General features: G+C 44.8%; 24 protein-coding genes. 7 read left to right on the plus strand and 17 right to left on the minus strand.

The genetic code is table 11. The features are described from left to right. Positions 1 to 46: 46 nt before the first annotated feature. Complete coding sequence (gene gcvT / locus ACPUEK_RS12675; protein WP_425640972.1) at positions 47 to 1,141, minus strand: glycine cleavage system aminomethyltransferase GcvT; 1,095 nt, start codon at positions 1,139 to 1,141, stop codon at positions 47 to 49. A 389-nt stretch (positions 1,142 to 1,530) separates the two neighbouring features. On the opposite strand from gcvT, the gene glyA reads away from it, so the two are divergent. The 3 genes from glyA (at position 1,531) to gcvP (ending at position 6,183) form a co-directional block, all read left to right on the plus strand. Next, positions 1,531 to 2,808 (plus strand): serine hydroxymethyltransferase, encoded by a 1,278-nt coding sequence (glyA, locus tag ACPUEK_RS12680; protein ID WP_067223987.1) that lies wholly within the window; start codon positions 1,531 to 1,533, stop codon positions 2,806 to 2,808. A gap of 51 nt (positions 2,809 to 2,859) precedes the next feature. Beyond that, the gene (gene gcvH, locus ACPUEK_RS12685; protein ID WP_067037905.1) at positions 2,860 to 3,243 is read left to right on the plus strand and encodes a glycine cleavage system protein GcvH; all 384 of its coding nucleotides are present in this window, start codon (positions 2,860 to 2,862) and stop codon (positions 3,241 to 3,243) included. An 81-nt stretch (positions 3,244 to 3,324) separates the two neighbouring features. Beyond that, entirely contained in the window at positions 3,325 to 6,183 is a 2,859-nt protein-coding gene (gene gcvP / locus ACPUEK_RS12690) for an aminomethyl-transferring glycine dehydrogenase (protein ID WP_425640973.1), read from the plus strand. A gap of 224 nt (positions 6,184 to 6,407) precedes the next feature. On the opposite strand, the gene ACPUEK_RS12695 is transcribed toward gcvP, so the two are convergent. Then, positions 6,408 to 7,544, minus strand: a complete 1,137-nt coding sequence (locus ACPUEK_RS12695) for a hypothetical protein (RefSeq protein ID WP_425640974.1) — start codon at positions 7,542 to 7,544, stop codon at positions 6,408 to 6,410. Between the two features lie 462 nt (positions 7,545 to 8,006). Between ACPUEK_RS12695 and ACPUEK_RS12700 the strand changes: the two genes are divergently transcribed. The 3 genes from ACPUEK_RS12700 to ACPUEK_RS12710 all read left to right on the plus strand — a co-directional run bounded on the left by ACPUEK_RS12700 (position 8,007) and on the right by ACPUEK_RS12710 (position 11,250). Next, positions 8,007 to 8,408 carry a hypothetical protein gene (locus ACPUEK_RS12700; RefSeq protein ID WP_425640975.1) on the plus strand — a complete coding sequence of 134 codons (402 nt, stop codon included), beginning with the start codon at positions 8,007 to 8,009 and terminating at the stop codon, positions 8,406 to 8,408. Next, positions 8,369 to 8,761, plus strand: coding sequence for a transposase (locus ACPUEK_RS12705; protein ID WP_425640976.1), 393 nt, complete (start codon positions 8,369 to 8,371; stop codon positions 8,759 to 8,761). The genes ACPUEK_RS12700 and ACPUEK_RS12705 overlap by 40 nt, the downstream gene beginning before the upstream one ends. A 722-nt stretch (positions 8,762 to 9,483) precedes the next feature. Next, positions 9,484 to 11,250 (plus strand): DUF4153 domain-containing protein, encoded by a 1,767-nt coding sequence (locus tag ACPUEK_RS12710; RefSeq protein ID WP_425640977.1) that lies wholly within the window; start codon positions 9,484 to 9,486, stop codon positions 11,248 to 11,250. Positions 11,251 to 11,335: 85 nt separating this feature from the next. On the opposite strand, the gene ACPUEK_RS12715 is transcribed toward ACPUEK_RS12710, so the two are convergent. From ACPUEK_RS12715 to ACPUEK_RS12770, 12 genes are all read right to left on the minus strand, one after another. Then, the gene (locus ACPUEK_RS12715; protein WP_425640978.1) at positions 11,336 to 11,938 is read right to left on the minus strand and encodes a LysE family translocator; all 603 of its coding nucleotides are present in this window, start codon (positions 11,936 to 11,938) and stop codon (positions 11,336 to 11,338) included. A gap of 56 nt (positions 11,939 to 11,994) precedes the next feature. Beyond that, a complete protein-coding gene (locus ACPUEK_RS12720) occupies positions 11,995 to 12,822 on the minus strand; it encodes an AraC family transcriptional regulator (RefSeq protein WP_425640979.1) in 828 nt (275 codons plus the stop codon). 173 nt (positions 12,823 to 12,995) lie between these two features. Continuing rightward, positions 12,996 to 14,207 carry a serine/threonine transporter SstT gene (sstT, locus tag ACPUEK_RS12725; protein ID WP_425640980.1) on the minus strand — a complete coding sequence of 404 codons (1,212 nt, stop codon included), beginning with the start codon at positions 14,205 to 14,207 and terminating at the stop codon, positions 12,996 to 12,998. A 101-nt stretch (positions 14,208 to 14,308) separates the two neighbouring features. Continuing rightward, the gene (locus ACPUEK_RS12730; RefSeq protein ID WP_425640981.1) at positions 14,309 to 15,490 is read right to left on the minus strand and encodes a glutathionylspermidine synthase family protein; all 1,182 of its coding nucleotides are present in this window, start codon (positions 15,488 to 15,490) and stop codon (positions 14,309 to 14,311) included. A 1-nt stretch (position 15,491) separates the two neighbouring features. Beyond that, positions 15,492 to 16,082 (minus strand): DUF1190 domain-containing protein, encoded by a 591-nt coding sequence (locus tag ACPUEK_RS12735; protein ID WP_067219627.1) that lies wholly within the window; start codon positions 16,080 to 16,082, stop codon positions 15,492 to 15,494. Between the two features lie 10 nt (positions 16,083 to 16,092). After that, positions 16,093 to 16,503 carry a DUF350 domain-containing protein gene (locus ACPUEK_RS12740; protein WP_425640982.1) on the minus strand — a complete coding sequence of 137 codons (411 nt, stop codon included), beginning with the start codon at positions 16,501 to 16,503 and terminating at the stop codon, positions 16,093 to 16,095. Between the two features lie 292 nt (positions 16,504 to 16,795). Beyond that, positions 16,796 to 17,101: an STAS domain-containing protein gene (locus ACPUEK_RS12745; protein WP_067037883.1), complete on the minus strand. Its 306-nt coding sequence runs from the start codon at positions 17,099 to 17,101 to the stop codon at positions 16,796 to 16,798. Positions 17,102 to 17,125: 24 nt separating this feature from the next. Beyond that, complete coding sequence (locus tag ACPUEK_RS12750) at positions 17,126 to 17,437, minus strand: BolA/IbaG family iron-sulfur metabolism protein (protein ID WP_067037881.1); 312 nt, start codon at positions 17,435 to 17,437, stop codon at positions 17,126 to 17,128. 18 nt (positions 17,438 to 17,455) lie between these two features. Beyond that, complete coding sequence (locus ACPUEK_RS12755; protein ID WP_067219625.1) at positions 17,456 to 20,893, minus strand: SbcC/MukB-like Walker B domain-containing protein; 3,438 nt, start codon at positions 20,891 to 20,893, stop codon at positions 17,456 to 17,458. An 8-nt stretch (positions 20,894 to 20,901) separates the two neighbouring features. Then, positions 20,902 to 21,537 carry a DUF4194 domain-containing protein gene (locus ACPUEK_RS12760; RefSeq protein ID WP_417506413.1) on the minus strand — a complete coding sequence of 212 codons (636 nt, stop codon included), beginning with the start codon at positions 21,535 to 21,537 and terminating at the stop codon, positions 20,902 to 20,904. Then, positions 21,530 to 22,927, minus strand: a complete 1,398-nt coding sequence (locus ACPUEK_RS12765) for a Wadjet anti-phage system protein JetA family protein (protein WP_425640983.1) — start codon at positions 22,925 to 22,927, stop codon at positions 21,530 to 21,532. Before ACPUEK_RS12765 ends, ACPUEK_RS12760 begins: the two co-directional genes overlap by 8 nt. 45 nt (positions 22,928 to 22,972) lie before the next feature. Next, positions 22,973 to 23,350, minus strand: a complete 378-nt coding sequence (locus ACPUEK_RS12770; protein WP_067037873.1) for a sirohydrochlorin chelatase — start codon at positions 23,348 to 23,350, stop codon at positions 22,973 to 22,975. A gap of 155 nt (positions 23,351 to 23,505) precedes the next feature. Here ACPUEK_RS12770 and ACPUEK_RS12775 point away from each other — a divergent pair, with 155 nt between their 5' ends. Continuing rightward, positions 23,506 to 24,372 carry a TIGR01777 family oxidoreductase gene (locus ACPUEK_RS12775; protein ID WP_425640984.1) on the plus strand — a complete coding sequence of 289 codons (867 nt, stop codon included), beginning with the start codon at positions 23,506 to 23,508 and terminating at the stop codon, positions 24,370 to 24,372. Between the two features lie 8 nt (positions 24,373 to 24,380). On the opposite strand, the gene ACPUEK_RS12780 is transcribed toward ACPUEK_RS12775, so the two are convergent. From ACPUEK_RS12780 to ACPUEK_RS12790, 3 genes are read right to left on the minus strand one after another with little or no spacing between them, the layout of a single operon-like run. Further along, the gene (locus ACPUEK_RS12780; protein WP_083202989.1) at positions 24,381 to 24,923 is read right to left on the minus strand and encodes a DNA topoisomerase family protein; all 543 of its coding nucleotides are present in this window, start codon (positions 24,921 to 24,923) and stop codon (positions 24,381 to 24,383) included. A gap of 6 nt (positions 24,924 to 24,929) precedes the next feature. Continuing rightward, positions 24,930 to 25,289, minus strand: coding sequence for a hypothetical protein (locus ACPUEK_RS12785; protein ID WP_425640985.1), 360 nt, complete (start codon positions 25,287 to 25,289; stop codon positions 24,930 to 24,932). Beyond that, positions 25,286 to 26,020: an HAD family hydrolase gene (locus ACPUEK_RS12790; RefSeq protein WP_231872595.1), complete on the minus strand. Its 735-nt coding sequence runs from the start codon at positions 26,018 to 26,020 to the stop codon at positions 25,286 to 25,288. Before ACPUEK_RS12790 ends, ACPUEK_RS12785 begins: the two co-directional genes overlap by 4 nt. Between the last annotated feature and the right edge of the window lies 1 nt (position 26,021).

The following is a 26,021-nucleotide window of genomic DNA, read 5'->3' on the forward strand; positions in this document are numbered from 1 at the left end:
ATCTAAGCCTTCGTGCCCACACGAAGGCTTAAACGTGGCTTAATGATTAACCACGGTAGTAACGTGATGGGAAGAAAGGCATTTTTGCTGGTGTTAATGGAATAAGTTTACCACGTAACGATGCAAAAAGCGGCTGATCTAAACGGTCAGTTTGTACATACGCCATAACAATTGGCTTGCCAAGAGAAGGAGCAAAACCGCCACTGGTCACGGACCCCACAAGATTACCTGCTTCCGTTACGATATCAACACCCTCGCGAACGGGCGCTTTAGCATCAACAATGAAGCCAACACGTTTACGCGAAACGCCTTTGGTAAATTGACTTAAGATCACATCTGCACCAACAAAATGACCTTCACGCTCTCCACCTGCTCGGCGAACTTTTTGAATGGCCCATGTTATAGACGCTTCAACTGGCGTTGTTGATTGATCCATATCATGACCGTATAAACACAAACCAGCTTCTAAGCGAAGTGAGTCACGAGCACCAAGACCAATCCACTCAACTTCATCGTACGCCGTTAATACCGCACAAAATTCAATCGCGGCGTTATTTGGCACGGAAATTTCGTAACCGTCTTCACCTGTATAGCCTGAGCAACTAACCCAAAGCTCGATACCGTTCCATTCAAGCTTAGTCGACTGCATAAACAATAGATCTTTAAGCTCAGGTAAAACTTGAGCGGCCACTTCGCGTGCTTTCGGGCCTTGCAAAGCCACAAGAGCACGGTCAACAACCTCTACTTCTGTTGTAGGTAGATTGTTTTTAAGGTGAGCTATGTCTTGCTCTTTACATGCAGCATTGACCACCATGTAAATCTCATGGTCACCAAGATTCGTAAACATTAGGTCATCTGAAACACCGCCATTCGTGGTCGTAAACACACCGTAACGCTGATGATTTAATTCAAGACCAAGTACATCAACTGGCAGCAATGCCTCAAGTTCTGTCTTGACGTTATCGCCACGTAAAACGATTTGTCCCATGTGCGACACATCAAATAGACCCGCAGAATCGCGTGTCCAAAGGTGCTCTTTCTTCACCCCCAATGGATATTGAACTGGCATCTCGTAGCCAGCAAATTCGACCATGCGCGCGTCAGCATCTACATGCGCTTGATATAAAGGAGTACGTTTCATGAGCACCTCTGGTTAACAATGAATCTATTGTGTGTGTTTCCAATCGGAAACAAAGTATCTTAGTAAATTTTATTGATTGCAACTATATGATACAAACCACTACGTTTAATCGGCTGAACGCGTAAACTCTATGGAAGAACAAAATAAAAAGATTCGCGTGATCAATTTTTCTCTTTGCGACATTTTTCGAAAAACTTCAAATTTTGTTGGAGCAGACGTGTTTCCAATCGGAAACTTTTTGTTTATGATGCAGAAATCTCATAACAATGCAGATGATTAGTACGAAAGGTGAGATGATCTTTTTTCACTTCATTTGTGTATACAAATGTTAGAATAAACGTCGTCTCTGGATGTCATCGACATGAATATTCAAATAAGAGGATCTTAACATGGCTAACACTGAAGCCTTTTTCAGCCAAGCACTTAAAGACCGCGATGCTGAGCTATACGCCACTATCGTAGAAGAACAAGAACGCCAAGAAACAGGCATCGAACTTATCGCTTCTGAAAACATCGTATCTAAAGCGGTTATCGAAGCTCAAGGTTCTGTTCTTACGAACAAATATGCTGAAGGCTACCCAGAAAAACGTTACTACGGTGGTTGTGAAGCCGTTGACGTTACTGAGCAACTGGCAATCGACCGTGCTAAACAACTGTTCGGCTGTAATTTCGTAAACGTTCAGCCTCACTCAGGTGCACAAGCGAACGGTGCAGTTTTCCTAGCACTTCTACAGCCTGGTGACACAATTATGGGTATGTCACTGTCTTCTGGTGGTCACTTGACTCACGGTGCAGCGCCTGCTCAATCTGGCAAATGGTTCAACGCTGTTCAGTACGAAGTTAGCCCTGAAACTCTGTTAATCGATTACGATGCACTAGAAGCAAAAGCAATCGAAACTAAGCCTAAGCTTATCATTGCTGGTGGTTCTGCTATTCCACGTCAAATCGATTTCGCTCGTTTCCGTGAAATCGCTGACAAAGTTGGCGCACTACTAATGGTAGACATGGCACACATCGCAGGTCTTGTAGCGACAGGCGTTCACCCAACACCATTCGGTCACGCACACGTTGTAACAACAACAACTCACAAAACTCTACGTGGCCCGCGTGGTGGTATGATCCTGACTAACGATGAAGCCATCGCTAAGAAGATCAACTCTGCAGTATTCCCTGGTTACCAAGGTGGCCCACTAATGCACGTTATCGCTGGTAAAGCGGTTGCATTCGGTGAAGCTCTTAAACCAGAATTCAAAGACTACATCAACCAAGTTGTAGCAAACGCTAAAGCACTTGCAGAAGTAATGGTTGAGCGTGGTTGTGATATCGTTACTGGCGGTACTGACACGCACCTAATGCTTGTTGACCTTCGTCCGAAAGGCCTTAAAGGTAACGCAGCAGATGCAGCACTAGAACGCGCTGGTATCACTTGTAACAAAAACGGTATTCCTTTCGACACTGAAAAACCAATGGTCACTTCTGGTATCCGTTTAGGTACACCTGCAGCGACTTCACGTGGTTTCGGTGAAGAAGAATTCCGTAAAGTAGGTCACCTAATCAGTGACGTTCTTGACGGTCTAGTAGAAATGCCTGAAGGCAACCCAGAAGTAGAAGCTCGCGTAAAAGCAGAAGTACAAGAGCTTTGCAAACGCTTCCCTCTATACCGCTAATTCGCTCTCGCCCGAGGTGATCCCTCGGGCTACTTAATAGGAAAGATCGCCATGAGCAACATTCCATCAAACTTGAAATATGCAGACTCACACGAATGGGTCCTAGACAACGGTGACGGCACAGTAACTGTTGGCATCACGGATCACGCCCAAGAACTTTTAGGTGACGTTGTTTACCTTGAACTTCCAGAAGTGGGTGCTGAAACTACTGCCGCAGAGCAATTCTCACTTGTTGAGTCTGTAAAAGCCGCATCAGACATCTATGCCCCTGTATCAGGCGAAGTAGTTGAAGTAAACGAAGCTTTGGACGATTCTCCGGAACTTGTTAACGAATCTCCTTTCGAAGATGCGTGGATTGCAAAAATCAAGCTTAGCGATCCTAGCGAACTAGACAAGCTAATGAACGCAGACGCGTACGCTAGCTCTATCGAGTAATCGATACCAACACCCCTACTCCGTAGGGGTGTTTTATAACTCTCCCCCATTTCTTGCAATTTCTTTTATAGGTGACTTTCCATGACTTCGTGTATCCGCGATTTGTTAGGCAAAGACGAATTCATTGCGCGCCACATCGGACCTGATGTGAACGAGCAATCATCGATGCTCAATTCTCTAGGCTATGACTCCTTAGACAAACTGATTGAGAACACCATTCCAAACGCGATCCGTTTGGCCAATCTTGATATGTCTAAGCAGCCAGTCAGTGAATTCGAAGCACTAACGCAGCTAAAAGAAATTGCAGGGCGCAATAAGATTGCCCGCAGTTACATCGGCATGGGTTACCACGACACATTCGTACCTACTCCAATCGTACGCAACCTGCTAGAAAACCCTGGCTGGTATACCGCTTACACACCTTACCAACCAGAAATCTCGCAAGGTCGCTTGGAAGCATTGTTGAACTTCCAACAAGTGATTATTGATTTAACGGGTATGGAAATTTCAAACGCGTCTTTATTAGACGAGGCAACAGCCGCAGCAGAAGCTATGACGCTTATGCAGCGCTCCAGCAAAAAGAAAGTGAGCACGGTATTTGTTGCCAGCAATGTTTTGCCGCAAACCATCGACGTTGTCAAAACACGTGCAGAGTTGTTGGACTTTGAAGTCATAGTAGATGACCTAGAAAACCTAACAAACTACGATGTCTTTGGTGCCATCCTACAGTACCCTGGCATCGATGGTAGCGTCACCGATCTAACCGATGCAATCAACCAAGCTCATGAACAAGGCGCCTTGGTAACCACTGCAGTGGATCTGTTGTCTTTGGTTCTATTGAAATCTCCTGCTGCGATGGGTGTTGACATCGTAGTCGGAAGTGCTCAGCGCTTTGGTGTACCGATGGGCTTCGGTGGCCCACACGCTGCTTTCCTAGCGACAAAAGACAAATTCAAACGCTCTATGCCAGGTCGCGTTATCGGTGTATCAAAAGATAGCCATGACAAGCCAGCATTACGTATGGCAATGCAGACTCGTGAACAGCATATTCGTCGCGAGAAAGCGACATCCAATATTTGTACGGCTCAAGCTTTACTGGCCATGATGGCGGGCTTCTACGCGGTTTACCATGGTCCTGACGGTCTAAAGAGAATTGCGTCACGTGTTGCCAGCTTCACCAGTATTTTTGCCAAAGCACTTAAAGGCACTTACTCGTTCAACGGCACGCATTTTGATACTTTGGTAGTCAAGACACTTGATAAAACCGATGAAATCCTAAAAAGCGCTGCGGAAAAGAACATCAACTTGTACCATGCTAGCAGCACTGAACTATCACTTTCGTTCAGTGAAACCAGCACCGTTGAAGACCTATACAACCTAGCAAGCAGCTTCGGCGTTGAACTTTCTGAAGACCTATTAGACTCAGAAGTAGACTTCGGCATAGAAGAAAGCATGCTACGTGACGATGCAATCCTAACGCATCCAGTATTCAATACGCATCACAGCGAAACAGAATTAATGCGCTACATGCGTCAGCTGGAAGTTAAAGACATCGCTTTAAATCAAAGCATGATTCCACTGGGTTCATGTACGATGAAGCTAAACTCCGCTTCTGAGATGATCCCTGTAACGTGGGAAGAATTTGGCCGCATCCACCCATTCGCACCAAAAGCACAAGTATCAGGTTACCAAGCACTGCTTAACGACCTAATCGCGATGCTTTCTAAAGCGACTGGCTACGACACAATTTCATTGCAACCAAACTCTGGTGCGCAAGGGGAATACGCAGGTCTAATCGCGATCGACAAATACCACAAATCTCGTGGCGACGATCAGCGTGACATCTGTTTAATTCCAAGCTCTGCACACGGCACTAACCCAGCGTCAGCTGCGCTAGCAGGCATGAAGGTTGTGATCGTTAAGTGTGACGAGAACGGTAACATTGACGTTGCTGATCTGACTGAAAAAGCAGAAAAGCACGCAGACAACCTAAGCTGTATCATGGTGACTTACCCTTCCACTCACGGTGTGTTCGAAGAGCAAATCCGTGACGTATGTGACATTGTTCACAATCATGGTGGCCAAGTGTACATCGACGGCGCAAACTTGAATGCCCTAGTAGGTATTGCACCTCCAGGTAGCTTTGGCGGCGATGTATCGCACTTGAACCTACACAAGACATTCTGTATCCCACACGGTGGTGGTGGTCCAGGTATGGGTCCTATCGGTGTGAAATCACACCTAGCACCATTTCTGCCAGGCCATTCTGTATCGCCTGTGCTACAGAACGAAACGCAACACGGCGCAGTCTCTGCAGCACCTTACGGTTCCGCAAGTATTCTTGTGATCACTTGGATGTACATCAAGATGATGGGCGATCGCGGCCTACGTGATGCAACGTTCAATGCCATTCTAAATGCGAACTACATAGCGAAGCGTCTTGGTGAGCACTACCCTGTTCTTTACACGGGTAAAAACGGAACTGTTGCACACGAATGTATTATCGACATTCGTCCGATCAAAGCAGAGTCAGGCATTTCTGAAGAAGACATTGCGAAGCGTCTAATGGACTTTGGCTTCCACGCGCCAACCATGTCATTCCCAGTAGCTGGCACACTGATGATCGAGCCGACTGAGTCTGAAAGCCGTGATGAGCTAGACCGTTTCTGTGACGCTATGATTCAGATTCGCTCTGAAATTGCAAAAGTACAAGCGGGTGAATGGCCACTGGAAGACAACCCTCTAGTACACGCACCACACACAGCGGCTTGCTTGCTTGAAAGTGACTGGTCACACGCCTACACACGTCAAGAGGCAGCTTATCCTCTACCATGGATTCAAGCACGCAAATACTGGCCACCAGTGGGCCGTATTGACAACGTTTACGGCGACCGTAACTTGTTCTGTGAGTGTCTACCAGTAGAAAGCTACCAGAACTAATCTCTGGCTAGTTAAGACATTAAAAAGGCGAATCCGAGGATTCGCCTTTTTCGTTTTGTACGAGTGCATTGCATGCGCAATGAGCCTTTTGGTCGGCCTAAACGCTTGATTTTTTAAGCCTTACTGGGAAGGGAGTTCGGATAAAAAAACCATCTCAAAGAGATGGTTTTTTAGAGTTCACGTATTCGTTAATGGCGAGAAGCCTGTCGTTCTCTTTACAGAGACTAGGCGATGTCTAACGCATCCATTGTGGCGTTGAATGACGCAGTGTTTGATAGATCAACCAGCCCTGTCATCATGATCGCAACGTCCGTACCATTTTGGTAAACGTCCGCACCAGACTGATCCACGACAATGAAAGTATTACCGTCATATTGGAACCAGCCCATTTCGCCAGCAGCCAGCTCTTCAATCGCTTGATCCATGTAAGCCTGAGTAGACTCTGCCACACCGTCAGACAATGCCACGTTTGCCACTTGAAACCCCGTGATGTTTAGAGCGTTCAAGTCATCGCCCTCACCTAAGTAGAAGCCTGCATCAACCGTAGAATTTGTGACGGTGACGGTGTCATCCACTGAGGACAACTCGAAGGTATCCGCTCGGTTTGCATCGATGGCCGCCCTGACATCCGCTGTATCCGGAGTGGCATCGAAAGACGCCGGTTCAGTTTGGGCTTCAGGTTGAGCATTGTTGAAATGACCATAAACGTTGAACGCAAAGGGTTGATCTTCCAGACTGACGAAACCCGTCGGCACTAAGTCACGACCTTGAGCGTCAGTGATTGTGATCGCTGGAATGATTACACGCTCACCCGCATCGGTAAATGTAACGTCTGTGTTGGTTTCATCAATCGTTACATTTAGACCTTCAAGATCGGTATTGCCGGCGGCAACAGTGTTGTCAAGAACAGTTTGGAGCGCGGCTGCGAACGCTTCCCAAGTGTCAGCGGCTTCGGCAATAGATGGTTCTATGATGACGTTGTACGCTTGATCGTCCAGCGTGAAGCTCACCCCTGCACGCCCGCTGTTTAAAAGCGGTGCATTCACATAGTCAGAAGAATCTTGGTTAAGCAACCAGTAGTTCACTTGAGACGCACCAGTAGAGCGATCCGACGTTGAGTTAGAGATCGTATCCTCAGCGTTCGATTCTAATACGGTGCTATCGATACCTTGAGTTTGAAAAAAGTCAACGACATCAGATTGACTGGCACCGCCATAAATATCGCCCAACATTTCGTTAGTAATACCAAACGACTCGGCCGTAGAAAAGATAAAACCTGGACGATCTAAGTTCTGTAAGAGGAAGTCTTTTGCCTCGGCCATGGAGATACCGAAGTTTAAAAGATGTTGTTCAGTAGACATGAGATACTCCTTTCTCTTTATAAAAATCCCATTAAAAGTGGCTGCAATGCTAGCATCAACCAGATGAAACGAGTAATTATTTACTCTTTTTTTACACTCATACTTCTCAAGCGCTGCCAAATCGCTACGGCACTAGGACAAACTGGTCACAGTGCGCATATCAAGTGATGTGCTCGTTCAAGCGCATTGTTTGGTCGCAGATGGAATCTGCTCGTACGTAATAAGATGGACTCGCCCTCCTATCTATGTGCCATGCTTAATGTGCAAACAAAAGCCTTTGCCGGCATCCAAGTTAAAAGGAGCGAGCCCTATGAAGAACATTAGTATCTTAAGCATCGATTTGGCGAAAAATGTTTTCTAATTGCATGGTTAGAACAAACAATACAAACAGGTTCTAAAAAAACACTGCGTCGAGAAGAGCTGAGAAACACCATCACCAATTTGCCTCCTTGTTTGATTGCAATGGAAGCATGCATTGATATCCATGTATGGGCTCGACAGTTTGTGAAGATGGGGCACCAAGTAAAACTACTGGCACCTCAGTATATTAAGCCATTTGTACGTGTTAATAAGAACGATCAACTAGATGCTGCCGCTAACGCTGCAACAGGTAATGAAATCCGTGACTTACTAGCAGATATGGGGGTTGTTATACCAAACAGTGACGCGGCTATTAAACCTGTATTACTGGAGGATGCCGAGCACCCCATTAGTCATCGCGGACGATTGTTATTGGATAATCTGAGATCGCAATGGTTGGAAAAAGAAGCGCATATGAAGCGTTACGATCAGATACTCAAAGAGTACTCAAAAGGCAATGAGGAATGCCAAAAGCTGATGGAGATTCCTGGTCTGGCATCATAAACACCTCACTGCTCTGGTGTTATATCGTCGATGCTAAACGCTTCGAAAGTGGTCGGCATGGGGCAGCCTCATTAGGGCTGGTGCCTAAACAACCGTCCAGTGGCGAGAAAGAAAAGCATAAAGGGATTAGTAAGCAGGGCAATAAATATTTGAGAAAACAGTTGGTTCGCTGTGCTAGAGCAGCGTATCGCGTCCTACAAAAAGAAGGAGCAACTGACCGTTTGGCGGAATGGGTAAAGCGCATGAAAAGCGGTGGTAAGCATACGAATAAGATAGTCGTTGCACTAGCAAACAAGCTGGTTCGAATCGCATGGAGTTTGCTTTCAAGAGCAGACGCACACTATCAGAGCTAGTTATTAAAAGATTAAATGAAGAAATAAAAAGTTTATAGCAGGCACACCCAAAGCGTTGCGCAGACTATTAAGACAGAACAGATAAAATCGGTTCACTCACCCTGAGCAACCCGCTGGCTCAACGAAGCCGAGTACCTGTTTAGAGAAAGTGAGCGCACATCTCTTTATGGCCGAGCAGATATGCTCAATAAAAGTAGGTCGAATATAAGCGTGCAACTTTACTCTGTCTTATCGAAATAGCTTGCAACAGTCGGGCGGGTCCATATAACCTGGCTGTGCGAGGGCTCATTGCTACTAAAAACGTGACTACAGCTATAGTTACTCTTTGACTATTCCCCTATTCCCAACTGTCGACTCTGCATGTAGTTCGCGAGCTATTGAGCTTCCAATGAATCAGTTTCTAGCTAATAGATGTTCAAATGTCTTTTGTACGAGATTCAGTTCAGACATGACCTAATGATAACGAAAATCAGGCTTTTTTTGTGTAACAATATTCCGCGCTACTGGGGCACCGTCAAACCAATGAATTCGATGACCATCACTTAGACTTTTCAATCAGCTTACAGAAGCATTACGTTTACAAACGCTAAAACCACTTAAAATTAGTTAGACGTTGATAGTGTGACAAAACATCACGCCTAACTCTCACCTTCACTTCTTTCTTTATGACAGGCTAACAAAGCCTGTTTTAAGGGCCTCAGTAATTAAAAGGATTTACCACTTTGAAATTAATAAACAAACTATTCCCACTCGATGATTTGATGGGGACTGTGAAGCGTTTTCCCTTATCTGTGCTATCTGCATTGTCGCTGTTTGTGATGTGCATTCTATTGATCCATAACGTGGTGGACATTGAAGACGAATTTATTCAGCGATTATTCGTTTTTCTTGGTAGCTGCTACCTTATGTTCGGGATCACTCGTTTAACGGCGCAAAGCCAAGGCTTAAGTCGCACCAAAGAATACAGTATATCCATATTGTGTGCGGTTGGGGTTATTGCATTAACCTGGTTACCGACTCTATGGTGGATGCATTTTTACTATTTGGTGCCAGCACTTTTGCTTGTGCTGATGTTTGCCCCTTATATAAAAGCTGGAGATGATCTTTCGGTTTGGTTTTTTAACGGCAGCATGTGGTTCGGAGTGGTGGTGTCTTATGTGGCTTTACTGCTTTTCGCGGGTGGTCTCTGTACCGCTTTATGGGCAGTGCATGTACTGTTTGATGTAAACATAGTGGAGGAAGTATATAGCGACATTTGGGCGTTTGCGTGTTTAGTTTTGGGACCTTTGTATGCACTCAGCTGGGTGCCAGAACGCTTTACGTTTAACAAGGAAGATTGCAACGCCCCTTCTGGGTTGAAGTTTATTGTTAACTGGATTTCAGCACCGATGGTGTTTCTCTACCTTGGTGTTCTGTACGCGTACTTTATTAAGATCCTTGTGACAGGCGAAGTGCCGAATGGACATTTGGCTTATATGATTAGCGGCTTTATTGGCGCTGGAATCATTACTTATCTATTAGCACACCCTTTACGTGACGAAAGCTCACCCCAATTACGCTTATTTTATCGTATCCTATTTCCCGCATTGATTGTGCCTGTCGCGTTTCATTTCTATGCGATTTGGGAGCGAGTCAGTGCATACGGTGTCACCGAGTCGCGTTATATGCTGGCAATTTCTGCCATATGGTTTGCGTATTTGGCCGTTGCAGGAACACTCAAGCGTCTACCTTTACGAGCTGTGCCTATGTCGCTGGCAATATTAATGTTAGTTGCAACGGTTGGCCCATGGAGTGCTGTGTCTGTTTCAGGACAGAGCCAAAAGGCAAGGTTGGAAACACTACTAGTAGAAAACAACATTTTAATTAATGATAAAGTAGTCATTCCAAAGAGTGAGCCAAGCTTTGAAGCGCGAAAAAATATTAGCTCTATCCTTGCCTATATGTGCCAAACGAAACGAGATGAGCTGATTGAAATCTGGTTTACACCATCAAAAGAAGATACTGAGTTTCAGTGTGACCAATACGATTTAACCGAAGAAATGGGATTTGAATTTGTCTACTCATTCGAAGAATTCGTCGATGAAAATCAATTTAGATTCAACTCGAAAAGTTATAACTATAAGGATATCGCTGGCTATGATCGCTTAATTGAAAACAATTACCTGCACAAGTTTTCGGATAAGCAAGCTTTTGATAAATATGAGTTAACATTTGATAATGAAAAGACTTTTAACGTTGAATTCAATGCACCAAACCTAATTGTTACTGTAGCCGATATGGAGCCTGTTAGCTTGGATTTAAAAGCATTTGCTTACCAATTGTTTACGGCAAGTACCGAAGACACAGAGCGCAATGACATGGGCATTCAAGGTGAGAATAAAGACATGCGTTATCGTATAGAGTTCAGCCACCTGAGCGGTGAAAAGCATAGCGACAATCTTGACTTACAAAGCATCAGCTTTGACTTTTATTACAAAGCTAAAAATTAAGTCTAGACCATATCGATTTGCCATATCCGATACAAGATATCGGATATGGCAATAGGACATAAACTAAGCCTCTTCTTTGCTACAACTACCCAAGGAGTTGAGTCGCTTCATAAACAAACTGACCAGATACTAACAACAATAAGGCCGCCATTGATCGCTTTACAGTGCTTAGAATTTTGGGGTTAAGCACGGCATGCTTTAACTTATTACCTGCAATAAAGTAGCTGGTCGGTGCACCGCCGGCCATTGCCCCCAATATTATCGACATCATCAAGATGGAAATGCCTTCAATGTGCGCATTTGGAAACTGAATGGTGACAATGGGTAACACCGCAATCATGGCTTTTGGGTTGGTTAATTGCATTACAAAGCCAGAGATAAAAGAGAAATTACGCTGGCCTTCTTGAATCGCCTGGTGCTTATTAAAGCTCGCCATAAAGATTTTAATTGCTAAGTAAGCAATGTAAGCGCTACCACCTAATGCAACGACGCCTTGTAAGCTGGGCGTCATAATCGAGCTGCCTAAATAACCAGTAATGACAAATAACATTGTCATGGCCACACCAACTCCCGCACAAAACCTCAGTACACGCCAATTACTGTTTGTAATACCAGCAAACAGAGAAAGCATATTAACCGGGCCTGGACTGTACATCATCGCCAGTGCAAACAGGAATATTTCGAGCATAAAGCAGCCTCCAACGGTCACTCAATGGATATAAAAACGCTAGGTTTGATTGAAATTTAGCGCGCTAGCAGTAAGCGCTGATATTGTCGGGGCGTCATACCAAACACCGGTTTAAAGCGGCGGTTAAAATGGCTTAAGTCATTGAATCCCAGTTGATCTACAACGTTCATGACAGATACGCCAGCGCGTAACGCCTGCTTGCCGCGATGAATGCGTACATTCAGCCAATACTGGTGTGGCGTCATGCCGGTGTAGGCTTTAAAGCTGCGAAGAAAGTGGTACTTTGACATACAAGCAACTTGGCAAAGGTCATCAAGTGAGACTTCTTTTTGGTAATGCTCTTGCAAGTAATCTTTCGCTTGATCTAGCAGCCGTTGGCGGCGTGTCTCCGGCAGCAAAGACTGCTTTGATTGGTAGCGTACCAACTGTTCTGTCAGCTCGAATAGCAGTGACTCATATTCACTAACGGTGGCATGATTCAATTCAATTAATTGCGCTAGACGCATAATTTGCTGCTTTACCAAAGGATCATTAAAGACAGCATCTTGAATACGAAACAGCTCCGGTGATGTTACATTAAGTGCCTCAAGGGAAGGCATCAACTGATCAGGATGAACATACAACATAGTATAGGTCAGTACCGCATCAGCCCCCGATTCTCCATCATGGGCATCACCAGGATTAAACACCATTATTTGTCCTGGGTGACTGTGATGAAACGCTCCATGAGCGTAAAAATCTTGGCGGCCCGATAAAGTCACCCCGATGGAATACTCTTCATGGGCGTGGGTACTGTACGCAAAGTCTGTCATTGATGCGTGCAGTAACATCAGATGATCGACACCATCACTGTTAATGAATTTGAATCGGTTGTCTTCAGACATCTTCAACCACAGCCTCTGTTCTTATTCAACACAGTGATTATAGCGACTGCCACCTTCCTTCGATTGGACAAAATTGCGCTTTTTTCCAGCGCGTGATTTAAACCTGTCTAATCAGATCCAAAAAAGCGAGCCGAAGCTCGCTTTTTTGGAAACACTAGATATTTCTGTTGTGATTAAGCTTTATGACACGCCGCTGCCGTAAACAATACATCGGTAGAGCTGTTTAGCGCTGTCTCGGCAGAATCTTGTAATACACCAATGATAAAGCCAACCGCAACCACTTGCATGGCGACATCATTTGGTATGCTAAACAAGCTACAAGCCAACGGAATCAGTAATAGCGAACCACCCGCTACACCAGAGCTACCGCCAGCCGACACAGCGGCAATGATGCTTAGTAACACAGCCGTGCCGAAATCAACAGGGATACCTAAGGTATTCACCGCAGCTAATGTTAGAACAGTGATCGTGATCGCTGCACCCGCCATATTAATAGTCGCGCCCAAGGGAATGGATACCGAATACGTGTCTTCGTCTAATTCTAAGCGCTCACATAAAGACATATTCACTGGAATGTTCGCCGCGGAGCTACGCGTAAAGAACGCAGTTATGCCGCTCTCTTTTAGACATTTAAACACCAATGGGTAGGGATTTTTTCGCGTCGCAAGAAATACCAATAATGGGTTTGTCACTAAGGCGATGAATAACATCGCACCGATCAATGCCATCAAAAGGTGTGAATAACCAAGCAAGGCATCAAAGCCTGTAGTCGCAACGGTATTCGCCACTAAGCCGAAAATACCAAACGGGGCTAAGCGAATAACAAAGCCAACCACCGTCGTGATACTGTCAGCAATATTCTGTAGCAGCACTTTGGTTGTATCAGACGACTGACGTAAGCCAATACCAATTACAATGGCCCACGCCAAAATGCCAATAAAGTTACCCGTCGCCAAAGCATTGACGGGATTATCAACCATATTAAACGCCAAAGCGCCAAGCACTTCACCAATGCCTTGTGGCGCAGCTCGACCGAGCTCCGCAGACACCAGACTTAGTTGTGTTGGGAATGCAAAACTGAATACGACCGCTGTTAAGGCAGCAATTAAGGTACCTGCTGCGTAAAGCACCAACACCGGTTTAATAAAGGTTTGTTGGTTCTTTTTGTGATTTGCAATCGATGCTACCACCAAGAGAAAAACAAGAATGGGTGCGATACCTTTTAGCGCTTTAACAAAAAAAGCACCCAAGATACCAGCTGTCTGACCTGCACTTGGCGAAACGGACGCCAAGGCCACACCGCATACAATACCCAAAATAATCAGCAATACTAAGCTACTATTCATATAACGCTGGAACAGCGTCGGAGTCGTACTTGAAGCCATGAAGATACACCATCATTTTTTGAAGCGTGCACCATAAAGCATCACACGCAAAAATTGAACCTTTTCAGTTCAAAATTATGACTTAAACAACAAAGCAACTTTCAACCACGTATGACATGCGGCAAATAGCGGCTCATATCTTGAGTGATTGGACTGCTGTCTTCGCGGACCGATATCCCCGCGGCTTGGTCGTTAACAAGCCAGCTTCCAATCAGGGTGTAGCTGTTATCGAATTTCGGTAGCATGTGAGCTTGCTGGTATATATGGCCTTCTTGGCCGTATGGACCATCGGTTTCTACCACGGTATTTCCAGACTGTATAATCGAAACATTAGCACCTTCTCGAGAAAAAAGGGGCTTCTTCACCCAAGTACTTTCGCTGGTAACATTGTGTATTTCATCTCCGAAGTAAGCTGGCAGTAAATTGGGGTGATCTGGGAATTCGCGCCATAGCATGGGCAACAAGGCTTTGTTAGAAAGCAGACTTTTCCAAGGCGGCTCAATAAAGCTCACCGGGTGACGTCCGAGCAAGTCACCAAAGCTCTCGTTGAGCATAAACTCCCATGGATACAGTTTAAATATCCAAGTGATAACTTGGTTCTTACTATCGGTTAGTTGACCTGCAAGGTCGCGGCCAATGTCTTCAACATAGACAAACTCTGTGGCGATGCCAGCTTCGGCGGCACAGTCTTCTAAGTATTGAACAGTGCCACGATCTTCAATAGAGTCTTTACAGCAGGCGAAATGCAGTGTTTGCCCTGCTCGCTTAGTTTGTTCAATTTGAAGAATTTGCCTCAGTCTAGCGATTAACTTTTCTTGAAGACTGTTGAATTGATCACAATCAATGCTTAAACGGCCTTGGTTTACATTTTGCTCTAACCATAGCCATTGCCAAAAGCCCGTTTCGTAAAGACTCGTGGGGGTATCTGCGTTGTTTTCATAAAGCTTCGCAGGACTTTTTCCATCGTAGGCAAAATCTAGTCGCGAATAAAGACTTGGGGCTTTTGCCTGCCATGACTGGGCAATGAAATCCCAATGTTTAGCAGGCAGACCAAAGCGCTGCATCAAATTTTCGTCTTTTATTACTTTATCCACTACATGTAAGCACATCTGATGAATATCTTCACTGGGCGCTTCTAGATCATGTTCAATTTGCGCTAAGGTAAATTGATAATAAGCAGACTCATCCCAATAGCGTTCACCATGCATGGTATGAAAATGAAAACCGTACTCTTCGGCTAACATTTTCCAATCGTCTCGTTCTTTGATAGGAATACGAAACATCTTACCCTCCCCAGCTCGAACGACTTGAGCTATAGGACGCATTTCGTGAAGCGATTTGCCCAAACCCTCCGCGCGAGATGGTTGAGGTAGAGCGCGGCTTCGACGTTTCAGTTGTTCCCCTAGGCACTGTATAACGAGAACCTCCTGCTCTATTCAATGGTGTACCATCAGACATCACTTTTTGAGTTCCATAGGATGATAAGTATGAATACGCTGGATGATAATAGCGATTTCGATCGTAGCGATTTAAAGCCGAGCCAATCATAAAGCCACTCATCATAGGAATAAAAGTACCGTTGTCACTTTCATAACAACCATCTTCACGAAAATCTTGTTCACAGCGAGCTTGAGTATCAAATTTCGGAGCTGTTTTTTCCGACTCGGCAAGGGCATTCTTATACGCCATCTCACAGTCTTGCTGACTTAGAGACGTATCAGCCATACAGTCATCAACGTTTTCTACGTACGTCACCTCTTCTTCGTTAAAAAAGGTGCTGTAGATAAAAGCGCCTGCAAACAGCACGAGCGGCGCACGACGTAAATTAGAGCGTTTCAGAAAACGTGACGTATTAATTTTTTTGGTGCGTTTCATATTACCTTCCTTAGTACGTCATGCAGGCGGCGTTAAGGACTCCTACCGCAATGCTCACCGACGCTAGTATCACTCCTGCGCTGACTTCACCTTCCTCTAAACGCTGGACTATTTTCGGCATGTAAATAAAACGCACGATGGCAAAAGCGAATGTTTGTGCCAACAGCGCAACAAATGCCCAAGTGATGCAATCCCACAATGAAACTGAATTACTAATGGCGCTGGCTAAGGCCAATGAAAAGCCAACAACACTACCACCCAGCCCAATAGCGGCGGCTACGTTGCGTTGCTCTTTAATAAGCTTCCACTCATCTTGGGGTGTAATCAGAGTATAGACTGACTTAAAAATGACAAGCGCTACCAGCGCTGAGCCGAAATATAAGCAAAAACGTAAAATACTTAACAGAGTGTGCTCAAGCATGATAATCCTTCATTGATTCTATAGACGTTAAAAGAATCTCAAGGAGCAAAAGGCAAGGTTTGGGGCGGGAATACCTCGAGACACCGTAAACTACGGCTCTACGAAAACAATGTATGAAATCCTTTTCTAAACGCTCCTTAGAGGAGCGCTACTATACAAAAGGCTAAGTAAATTGCAAAAGAGGTAAGTTTGAGATTTTCAATAAATTTACATGCATAAATTTATTGAAACAGCTTGATAGGTGTTACATGGGAGTAAGCTCCAACAACTACCTGCCGGAGCTTACTGGATATCACACAATCGTGAACCGCTTATCGAAACGAGAGATCATCAGGATATTGCGAATAAAGCCGTTTGCCCCTGCGATTTTAATATCGACGTTTTCGCCTAACGAAGCCTTCATACTAAGCAACATCCCCAATGCGGCACTGTCTAAATACTCAACACTCTCAATATCGATCGTGAAGTGTTTATAGCGACTGTCCACAAACTGTTCGTAAGCCTCTTTAAAATCGTTGAATAAAGAGAAGTCAAAGCTACCTACAACAGATATTTCGACCATTCCTTTGTTCTTATATTCGGTAACAGTAATACTCATATATTCTGACCTTCGCGATCCCGCTTAATGGCCGCCTCCCATACAATCTGGTGACTGTGGGGATTCAAAGCGGCGAGCTTCCCATTCTTCATCTGTATATAAGTGTAGCGCTAATGCGTGTATTTTCTGCATTTGATCAGTTAATGCGCCGTACACAAGCTGGTGACGCTGTACCGCTCGTTTATCAGTAAACGCGTTGCTCACAAGTGTCATCTTAAAATGAGATTCGCTGCCTTGCGGCACATTATGTTTGTAGCTTTCGTTTTCCAGCTCAATGTGATCAACATTAAACGCTCGCTGGATAGTTTCTCGAATTTCATTCTCAATACTACTCATACTTCCTCCACGAGTCGCTTATTCAGCTTCCGTTAATTCGTCTTTGTTTGCATTATCTAACTCATGGTCACCACTTAGCAAGGCCTGACCACGTTGTTGAGGGTAAGCGACATCAATCGATACCGCGCCACCTTCACGCCAAACGCTGATAATAGTGTCCATATTGGCCGCCATCACCGCGCGCTTATCATCCGGTGCGGCTGCAATCACCTGTAGGCCAATGTCACGCATGAAGCCCATACAGGTCGATGTTTTCGCCATATCAATCTTGTTGAAGGCTTCATCAAACATGGCCAGCGAGAATCCACCAACTATGTCACCATCCATGGTTTCATGGAGACGGTAAGTGGTCGATAAAGCGGCCGCAATTGCCAAATAGAACGGAATTTGGTGCTCACCACCCGAACCGGTTTGGATTCGTTGAGATAAAGTCGTTTTCTTATTGCCTTCTGTGTCCAAAATATCGACTTCAAAGTTATAAAACTTACGGTAATCAGCAAGGTCTTTTTGCTTTTCCTCATCGGTGATCAGCTCTTGAATCACAGCAATTGCTCTAGCGTGCTCTGGGTCCCCTGTTTGTTCCGGATCAAATAGCCCGCCTACATTAGCTTGATCCATTGAACTGAACTTGGCCACCAAATCTAAGATATCTTTCATATCGCCGTTTGGGTAAAAGCGGAATTGATATACTTCTTGGTTAAACGGGCGGCGTTTCAAGCTGCTGTTAAGCTCTTTGATAATCAGCGCCACTTGGTCCAATGAGTCTTTTAGTTTAGACACATAATCACTGCGGAACGTTTCTTCTGCTTCACGACGGGCAAGTTCAGCACGCTTCGCATACTTTGCAAGCTCAGTTTCACTCAGCACCGTAATCTGATGTGTGACGTAATGTTCAAACTCTTCAAATTTGGACTCTAAGTAATCCAATTGAATATCATCGTCCATACTGCTGTTGTGGTATTTCGCGTAATGATCGGCCACTTCTTTACGGACTTTTTGATCGAATATTTTGACTTTTTCAGTGGCTTTCTCGGCACGACTCAGCGCTTCTTTGTAAATCGCAGCACCGTTTACCATACTCGATTCTAGCAACTCATAACGCTCGCTGGCGAACTCGGCATTGAATAAAGCGTTTGAGGTAATTCTTGTTCGCTCTTCATCCAGTGCCGACAAGGCTTCGGCAAGCTGTGTTTTCTGAGTATTCAATGAGCCGTACTGCTCAGCGATTTGCTGACGCTCACGGTCCAGTTTTTTACGCTCTAATTCGATTGAGGCAATACGTGCTTTCAAGGCATCGATGCGCTCTTGTAAATCCGTGTCATCACGTTGCTGTAAAGCGGCAATTTGCGCTTCAACGTCTGCCAGGTCTTGCGCAACACGCGTATTGGAGGCCCCCGCGTCTTGCAGTGATTCCGCATCAAACTGATTGGAGGCCATTACGCGCCCCAGCATAGAATCCGCTTTTTCTAAACGCTGGTCAGTTTTCATGTAGTCCATCAACTCGCCGCTGAGCTGTTGCAGCTGAGCTTCACGCGATTGACGCATGCCATCGGTATTAATCCCCACCATCATATGTGGTTGGAATCGAATGGTCGAGATCGTGCCTGACAACTTCAACATGCCATCGGCCGTCATAGCGCTGTCTTCACGTAATAGTTCACGCTCCGTATTGACTGGCTTGATACCACCAAGGCGACGATTTAAATACGCTTGAGCATGATCATTATTACAACGAATATAGCGTAGAACCGAGTTGTTATCACCACGGTTCAACCACAGACGGGTTTGCGTCGTGTCAATCACACGACAGCCCATCAATTGACGACGGTGCGCTCGGAAAATACGAATCGCTTCTTCAGCATCATCCGGTTCAACGATCAACGCTTCGCGCTGCCCACCTAAATAACCTTCAATGGCATCTTGCCATTTGTGATCTGTAACCTCTGCTAAGTGACTCAGTGGCGTCGCTTTAATATTAGCTTGGTCAAGTAAATCAATTAAGCGTTTGACGTTGGGAGATAGTGGACTCGATCCGCCTTTCAAAGACTTAACATCCGCTTCTAGCTGGCGACATTCATCTTTGAGATTTAAGATGTTGCGGTTTAACTGGGTACGCTGCTGGAAAACAGCGCTTTTACCTTCATCAAACGCATCATTGATTCGCCCCAATAATTTACTAACGGCTTTGATATTACCAACAATGTTACCGTCTGCATCAATGCTATTAGCTAACGATTGCGCTTCGCTAATCATCGCGCAAATGTCTTTCGGCAAGACATCTTCAAACACTTGCAAAGCGCCAAGCAGCTGCAACACTTGATGCGCCTGAATCACTGTTTTACGGTCTTGTTGACCCTCAAGAGTCAGCAGCTTTTTGCTCTGCTCAAGCTGCTGCAGTTTCAGGCCAACATCAGAGTGTTCGTATTGCTGCTCTAGACGAACTAACTGCCCTTGCAACTGTTTAACAAGGTTCGCTTGCGCGACAATCTCTTCGTCAATTTCCTCTTCACGTTCTTTGAAGTTTTCGTATTGATCTTGGATCTCATCTTGCTTGCTACCGAGCTGATCGAAACGGGCTTCTGTAGCGATCCACTGATAATTGACGACAGTTTGTTCTTGTTGATGCTTCTTGTCACACTCAACTTGAATGGCTTGCAAATCATCAATTCGTTTCGCTACTTCTTGAGTTTTTGCTTCTAGTTGGCGATATTCCAGCAAAGACTTCTGATACGCGCCCACTTGTAGAGGCTGCTCTGCAAGTACGAAGTCTTGAACAAACCGCGTAGGAGATGCAATCGGTACAAATTTAAGGGCATTTTTAAAGTTTTTAAGAAAAGAGTCCAGCGTGATCAATTGCTCAGCGCTTGGGCTTAGCTCTTCTAAATAGCGATTCATGTATTGCGTTGCAGAAGCGCTACCAGACTTAATGTAGGGGTCTAAACACACTTTCTTCATTGCTTCGCGCACTTCAGGCCAAGACTTAGATTTGTATTGTTTTTCCCCCATCACATCGATGAAATCTTCACGACGAACACCGTAGTTGGACAAGACAAAACGTCCTAATACGTCTTCCTCTGGGCTCGCTAAAGAAGCCGTTAAACACAGGCCAACGGTCGACTCTTTGCCTGTATTCGAATCCTCGAATACCAATGCTAGGTAAGAAATCGCATCTTGACGTGTTTGTGCGCCATTGACTTTGTCGCTCGCCTGACCCGAATCGATCATACCTAAAATGTAGGAGCGAATACTTCGTCCTGATGCTTTACCGTCGTTGGCACTGGCGTTGTAGTTCAGATGACGTTTACTGGCTCCTGTTAACACTGTCTGAATAGCGTCGAGTAATGACGATTTACCAGAACCCGTAGGACCAATAATCGCCGTATTACCCCGGATATTGATTTCTTCCGCGCCCAATAGGTACCAGTTTATAAGAACAATTCGATTTAACTTTTTCATGCCATTTCCTATTGTGCTTCTGGGCTCTGTTCAACTTGCTCGTCAACGACTTCATCTTCTTCTGGATCAGTTCCATTGAAGGATTCAAGTTGACGTAAGTAAGCTTCCGTTACCACCAAGCGCACCACTGGCGTGATGTTAACCATGATGTTTTTTGCATCCTCTTCGAACGCTTTGCCTCGGATAATCAAACCATGCTTACTAAACAACGTTAAAATGTCTTTAAAGCGTGTTTCCGTTGGAATTTCACGTTTCACCAACTGCACATAGCGTTCAAGAATGGCCACGCTGTTAGTGGCTACAAAACCGTTATCAATTTCAAAATTTTCTACTTTTTCTTCGTAGATTTGACGTAGAACCAATAAGAAAAGTGTTTCATCCGTTTTCAAACGAACAAACGCTTCACGCTCTATCGGCAATAAGCCAGCTAAACGTTCATTTTCGTTCACGTATAGCTTCATACCTAAGGCATCAAACAGGTTACCAAAGTATTGCTGGTACATCTCGACTAATAAAAAATGGCGACGTTGACCATGTTTGAAAGCACTGACAAATTGGTTAGCAAGTAAATAGTTCGCAGTCTGCTGAAACTCTTGTGGGTCTTTACCGGACTCTTCTACGACCCGTTTTAATTCTCTAAGCATTCGATTTGCTCCTGCGTACTACATTAAATTCTCGACATTCTACGAACTCGTGAACATTGATATATTGATCTGTAAAAATGACATCAAAGGTTTTTTCAATACGCTTAGCATTCACACCTAATGAGCCGATGTAACGTAAATGGTCAAAGCAGACAAAATCTTCAACAGAATCGATGGTAAAGTCCAAAATATGCATGGTGGACTGTTCAGATAACTGTCGGTCTAAATAGCTTTGTAACTTGGCAACACTGACTTGGCGAGCCTCATGGAAGCGGCGCTGACGATCGCGAAAGGCTATTGCCGATTGCGACACTTCCGCTTGCGTTATGACACGCGGTGGCGGAGCTTCACGGCGCTTGGCCGGTTGCGCACTTGACTCGACACCAACCACTTTGACACCAACCACATTTTTCAAAACAGGTAAGGTTTCGAATTTTGCTACATCCGTAATAATACCAGCGACTTTGTTTGCTAAGCCTGGGCGAGAAGAATCCATGTATCGCGCGGTATCTGCAGCACGCTTCTCAAGGCGATATCGGTATTCGTCAATGCGTTCTAAGCGCTGCTCAATCGTCGTAAATGTTTGAATGATGTCGCGACAATCTTTCTCAACCGCGGCGAGCGCTTGATCTACTGAAATTAACTGTTGGTCAGCGTAACATTGCGCAATATTGCCCATTAATGTTGGCTCGGCTAAAAAGCCTTGTGTGAGCTCCAAAATCTGGCGACGAAAACGAAATGGGTTATTGCTGGTTTTGATCGTTTTATAATCGGCGATCAAGATACCTTCGACAAACAGGTCAAAAAAGCCTGCCACGATTTCTTTTGGGTCACGCTTAGCAAACAAGTCGCGTTGTAAACTGCGAATACCTAACAGAATTTGATTCAAATGCGCAGAGAAATCACGCGATGCCTCAGCGGTTTGACTAAGCGTGACCCCTCGTTCCTGCGGATGATTGGCCACGGACTCAAGGTTGCTTAAGATACTCAGTACGGTCGCACCATAGTTACGTTTACCGTGTCGACTGATTTCAACCAACGAGCGCAACAGCATGGAAACTTGCGGAGACATCAATACACTTACGCGATACAGCTCTTGCTCTTCGATCAACCAACCTGTGTGTACTAAACGATGATAAATACGTAAAGCGTATTCGTGTATTGTTTTGGGGGAATCGAAGCCATCCTTGTGATCATCATGCCAAGCGAGTGTATCGATCTTGTGAAGCGAGTCTTCTATCGCTTCAATTATGGCTGATTTGTCTTTTATCGGATCTTCCGCGTGGTCATAAAAGACATCGGATAGATCAAATAAAACGGCTTCTATTAGCGTTTTGTTGGAGCCCGATAAAGCTTGGAATATCTCATCGGGCAAATGGGTGAATAGCATTCAGAACCAATCCATTCATTATATTAAAGCTGACCCACCCTAAATTTAGTCATCGGTCAGCTTGGAAGTTATCGCTTTTTCCATGGCACTCACCACTTCGGGATCATCACCAATAGGATTAAGGAGCGTCAAAGTACGTTGCTCGGTATTCAATTCTTCTAGTTGTTTTGGCACATCAACACGTAGATGACGACCCTGAGCAAAAAACAAAGGGAATACAGCGATGTTTGCCGTTTCTGGTGGAAGTATAGCCAACACATCCTCGATCGATGGTTTGCACAATTCCATATAAGCCAAAGTTACCTTATCTTCTGATACGACACCAGTGACCCTTGCTAATAACTGCTCAAAAGGTATTTTCCAACGCGGATCGCTACTGCCGTGGGCCAATAAAATAATATGGTCATATTGCTCTAGTTGCATGGTTTTACCTTTCTTTACATGAGGACATTTTAGCGATTTACCCCTTTAAAAAGAAGGGATTACCCAACCTTAAAGGAATTAAAACACGTATCTAATTGATCTATTTTTCAAAATATGGCGTAAACTTAAAAAACCTTCACTTTTAGGAGCCAGATATGAAAGTTTTAGTCACGGGCGCTAACGGCTTTGTTGCGAGCAATTTGTACCCAATGCTCACCGCTGCAGGCCATCAAACCTTCGCACTGGTTCATAAGCATCAAAACGCCATACCCAGTTACGTGCAAACTTTACATTTAGATGACTTAGGCGAACATTTTTTCGATGTCGTCGTTAATTTAGCTGGAGCTGGCATTGCCGATAAACGCTGGACACCAGCACGCCAAAAGGAGCTATTTGATAGCCGTGTACAACTTACCCATAAACTGTTTGATAAACTGAAACATAAGCCTAACGTCCTATTGAATGCTTCGGCTGTCGGCTATTACGGCTTCGATCAATATAAGACATTTACGGAAGACACTGCTCCCAACTCTGGTTTTACGCATAATTTATGTGCCGCTTGGGAAAAGGAAGCAGAACGATTTGCGGAAGCGGGTGTACGAACAGTCATTTTCCGTTTGGGCGTTGTATTAGGTGATGGTGGTGCTTTAGCGAAAATGAAATGGGCTTACAAGTTTGGAATGGGCGGTAAAATCGCTTCCGGTAAGCAATATTTCCCATGGGTTCATATTCATGATGTATGCCGCTTTATCTTGTCTGCCATGGAGGACGACCGCTACGAGGGTAAATATAACTTAGTCGCGCCACACAGTGTCACTCAAGCAGAGTTTGCTAAAAGTTACGGTAACGCTCTAAAGAGACCTACGCCGTTTACAACCCCTGCGTTTGTTCTTGAAACTATCTTTGGAAATATGAGCTCTTTGTTGACACAAGGTCAACATGTTGTGCCAAAAGCCCTGTTGGATCAACATTTCGAGTTTGAGTACGCGCAGCTTGATGATGCATTAAAAAGCCTCAATTAAATGAGGCTTTAATCGCTACTATTTGGACGAAGCTTTCTGGGTACGGGAAGACCTTTGTCATCTTGAAGTGTGTGCTTGCATTCTGGGTATTTAATGCACCCCCAAAAATACCCTTTTGCACCCTTCTTACGGACAAGGTAGTGGCCACAAGCGCGACACGGATATTTTTTGGACGATGACGGTTCGCCATTTAGATCATCTAACGTCAACTTGCACTCTGGGTAATTACTGCACCCCCAAAATACGTTTTCACCATGCGACTTCTTACGCAGTTGTCCGTTGCATAATGGACAAAAGAATTTTTTGGCACGTACAGGACGCCCTTCATCGTTATTAGCAGTGTAATCGCAACTGGGAAAATTTTCACACCCCCAAAACGCACCATTTTTACCACTTTTAAGCAACAATACACCTTGGCACTTTGGACATCGATAACGCTTACTTGGCGCACCAATGTAGCCAGAGCCATCTTGTGACAAGAACTCTTGTTCCCAAGCATCTGTTATGGGCTTAGGAGAATGATGTGTAGGTTTTGGTGTATCCCGACTCAAATTGAGTTATTCCTCAACGCAGTTCAATTTATCTTTGCTATCACAAGCATTTGAATTGATATAGTCTTTCGCCTTATTTGCGCCATCGCGGGCAGCTTCTGCCGTCGCACTACCCGCCTCTTTTACTTTATCCCATACTTTAGCGCTTTGTTCACCAACATCTTTGCCTACTTCTTTAGAGCGAGTTGCCGCATCGCCTGCCACTTCGCGAGTACGATCTGCCACATTACCTGCTACTTCACGTGTTTTCTCAACCACTTTACTGGCTGTGTCGCGAATACCATCAACAGTCTCATTCGCCTGCACTGGCAAGACAAAAACTGCAAAGATGACGGCTATAGCCGGCATACATTTAAAAACCTTCATGAATCAACCTCACCAATCAACGTAAAATGCTTACGAATCCAGTCCTCTACTTGCTCTGCGGAAGACACTGCTGATATATCAGGGTACTGCGCTAATTCCGCTTCGCTAACCTGCTCATGACTCCACGTAGTATGATAAGGCACATGCAATGCATGTGCCCCTGCCTCCATCACAGGCAGGATATCCGACCGCATTGAATTTCCGATCATTAACAGTTCACTTGGCTCGACTTGCAGACTTTCAAACAACTTTTGATACGTCGGTGTATTTTTATTACTAACGACTTCATACCAATCAAAGTAATCACTTAATTCAGACCGAGCCAGCTTACCTTCTTGATCAAGCAAATCGCCTTTGGTAATCACCATAAGCTGGCATTTACCTTTTAGTGATTTCAATAATGCCTCTACGCCTGGCAGCAGCTCAATCGGCGCAGCCAGCATTTGCTTCGCCAACTGAATAATCTCATGGATTTCGTAACCAGTGATACGGCCTTCTGTCAGCACGATCGCGGTTTCAATCATAGAAAGTGTAAAACCCTTAATGCCATAGCCAAAGTTCGATAAATTCTCAATCTGAACTTCATTCAGACGCTCAAGTATGTACTCTCGAGAGTGATACGGCTCAAGCATTTGAACAAAGGTCTGCTGGGTGCTCAGAAATACATCTTCATTGCGCCAAAGCGTATCGTCGGCATCAAAGGCTATGGTGGTAATAATAGGTTTTTGCAAA

The organism is Marinomonas gallaica (genome assembly GCF_049821165.1).
GTDB classification, from domain to species: Bacteria; Pseudomonadota; Gammaproteobacteria; order Pseudomonadales; family Marinomonadaceae; genus Marinomonas; species Marinomonas gallaica.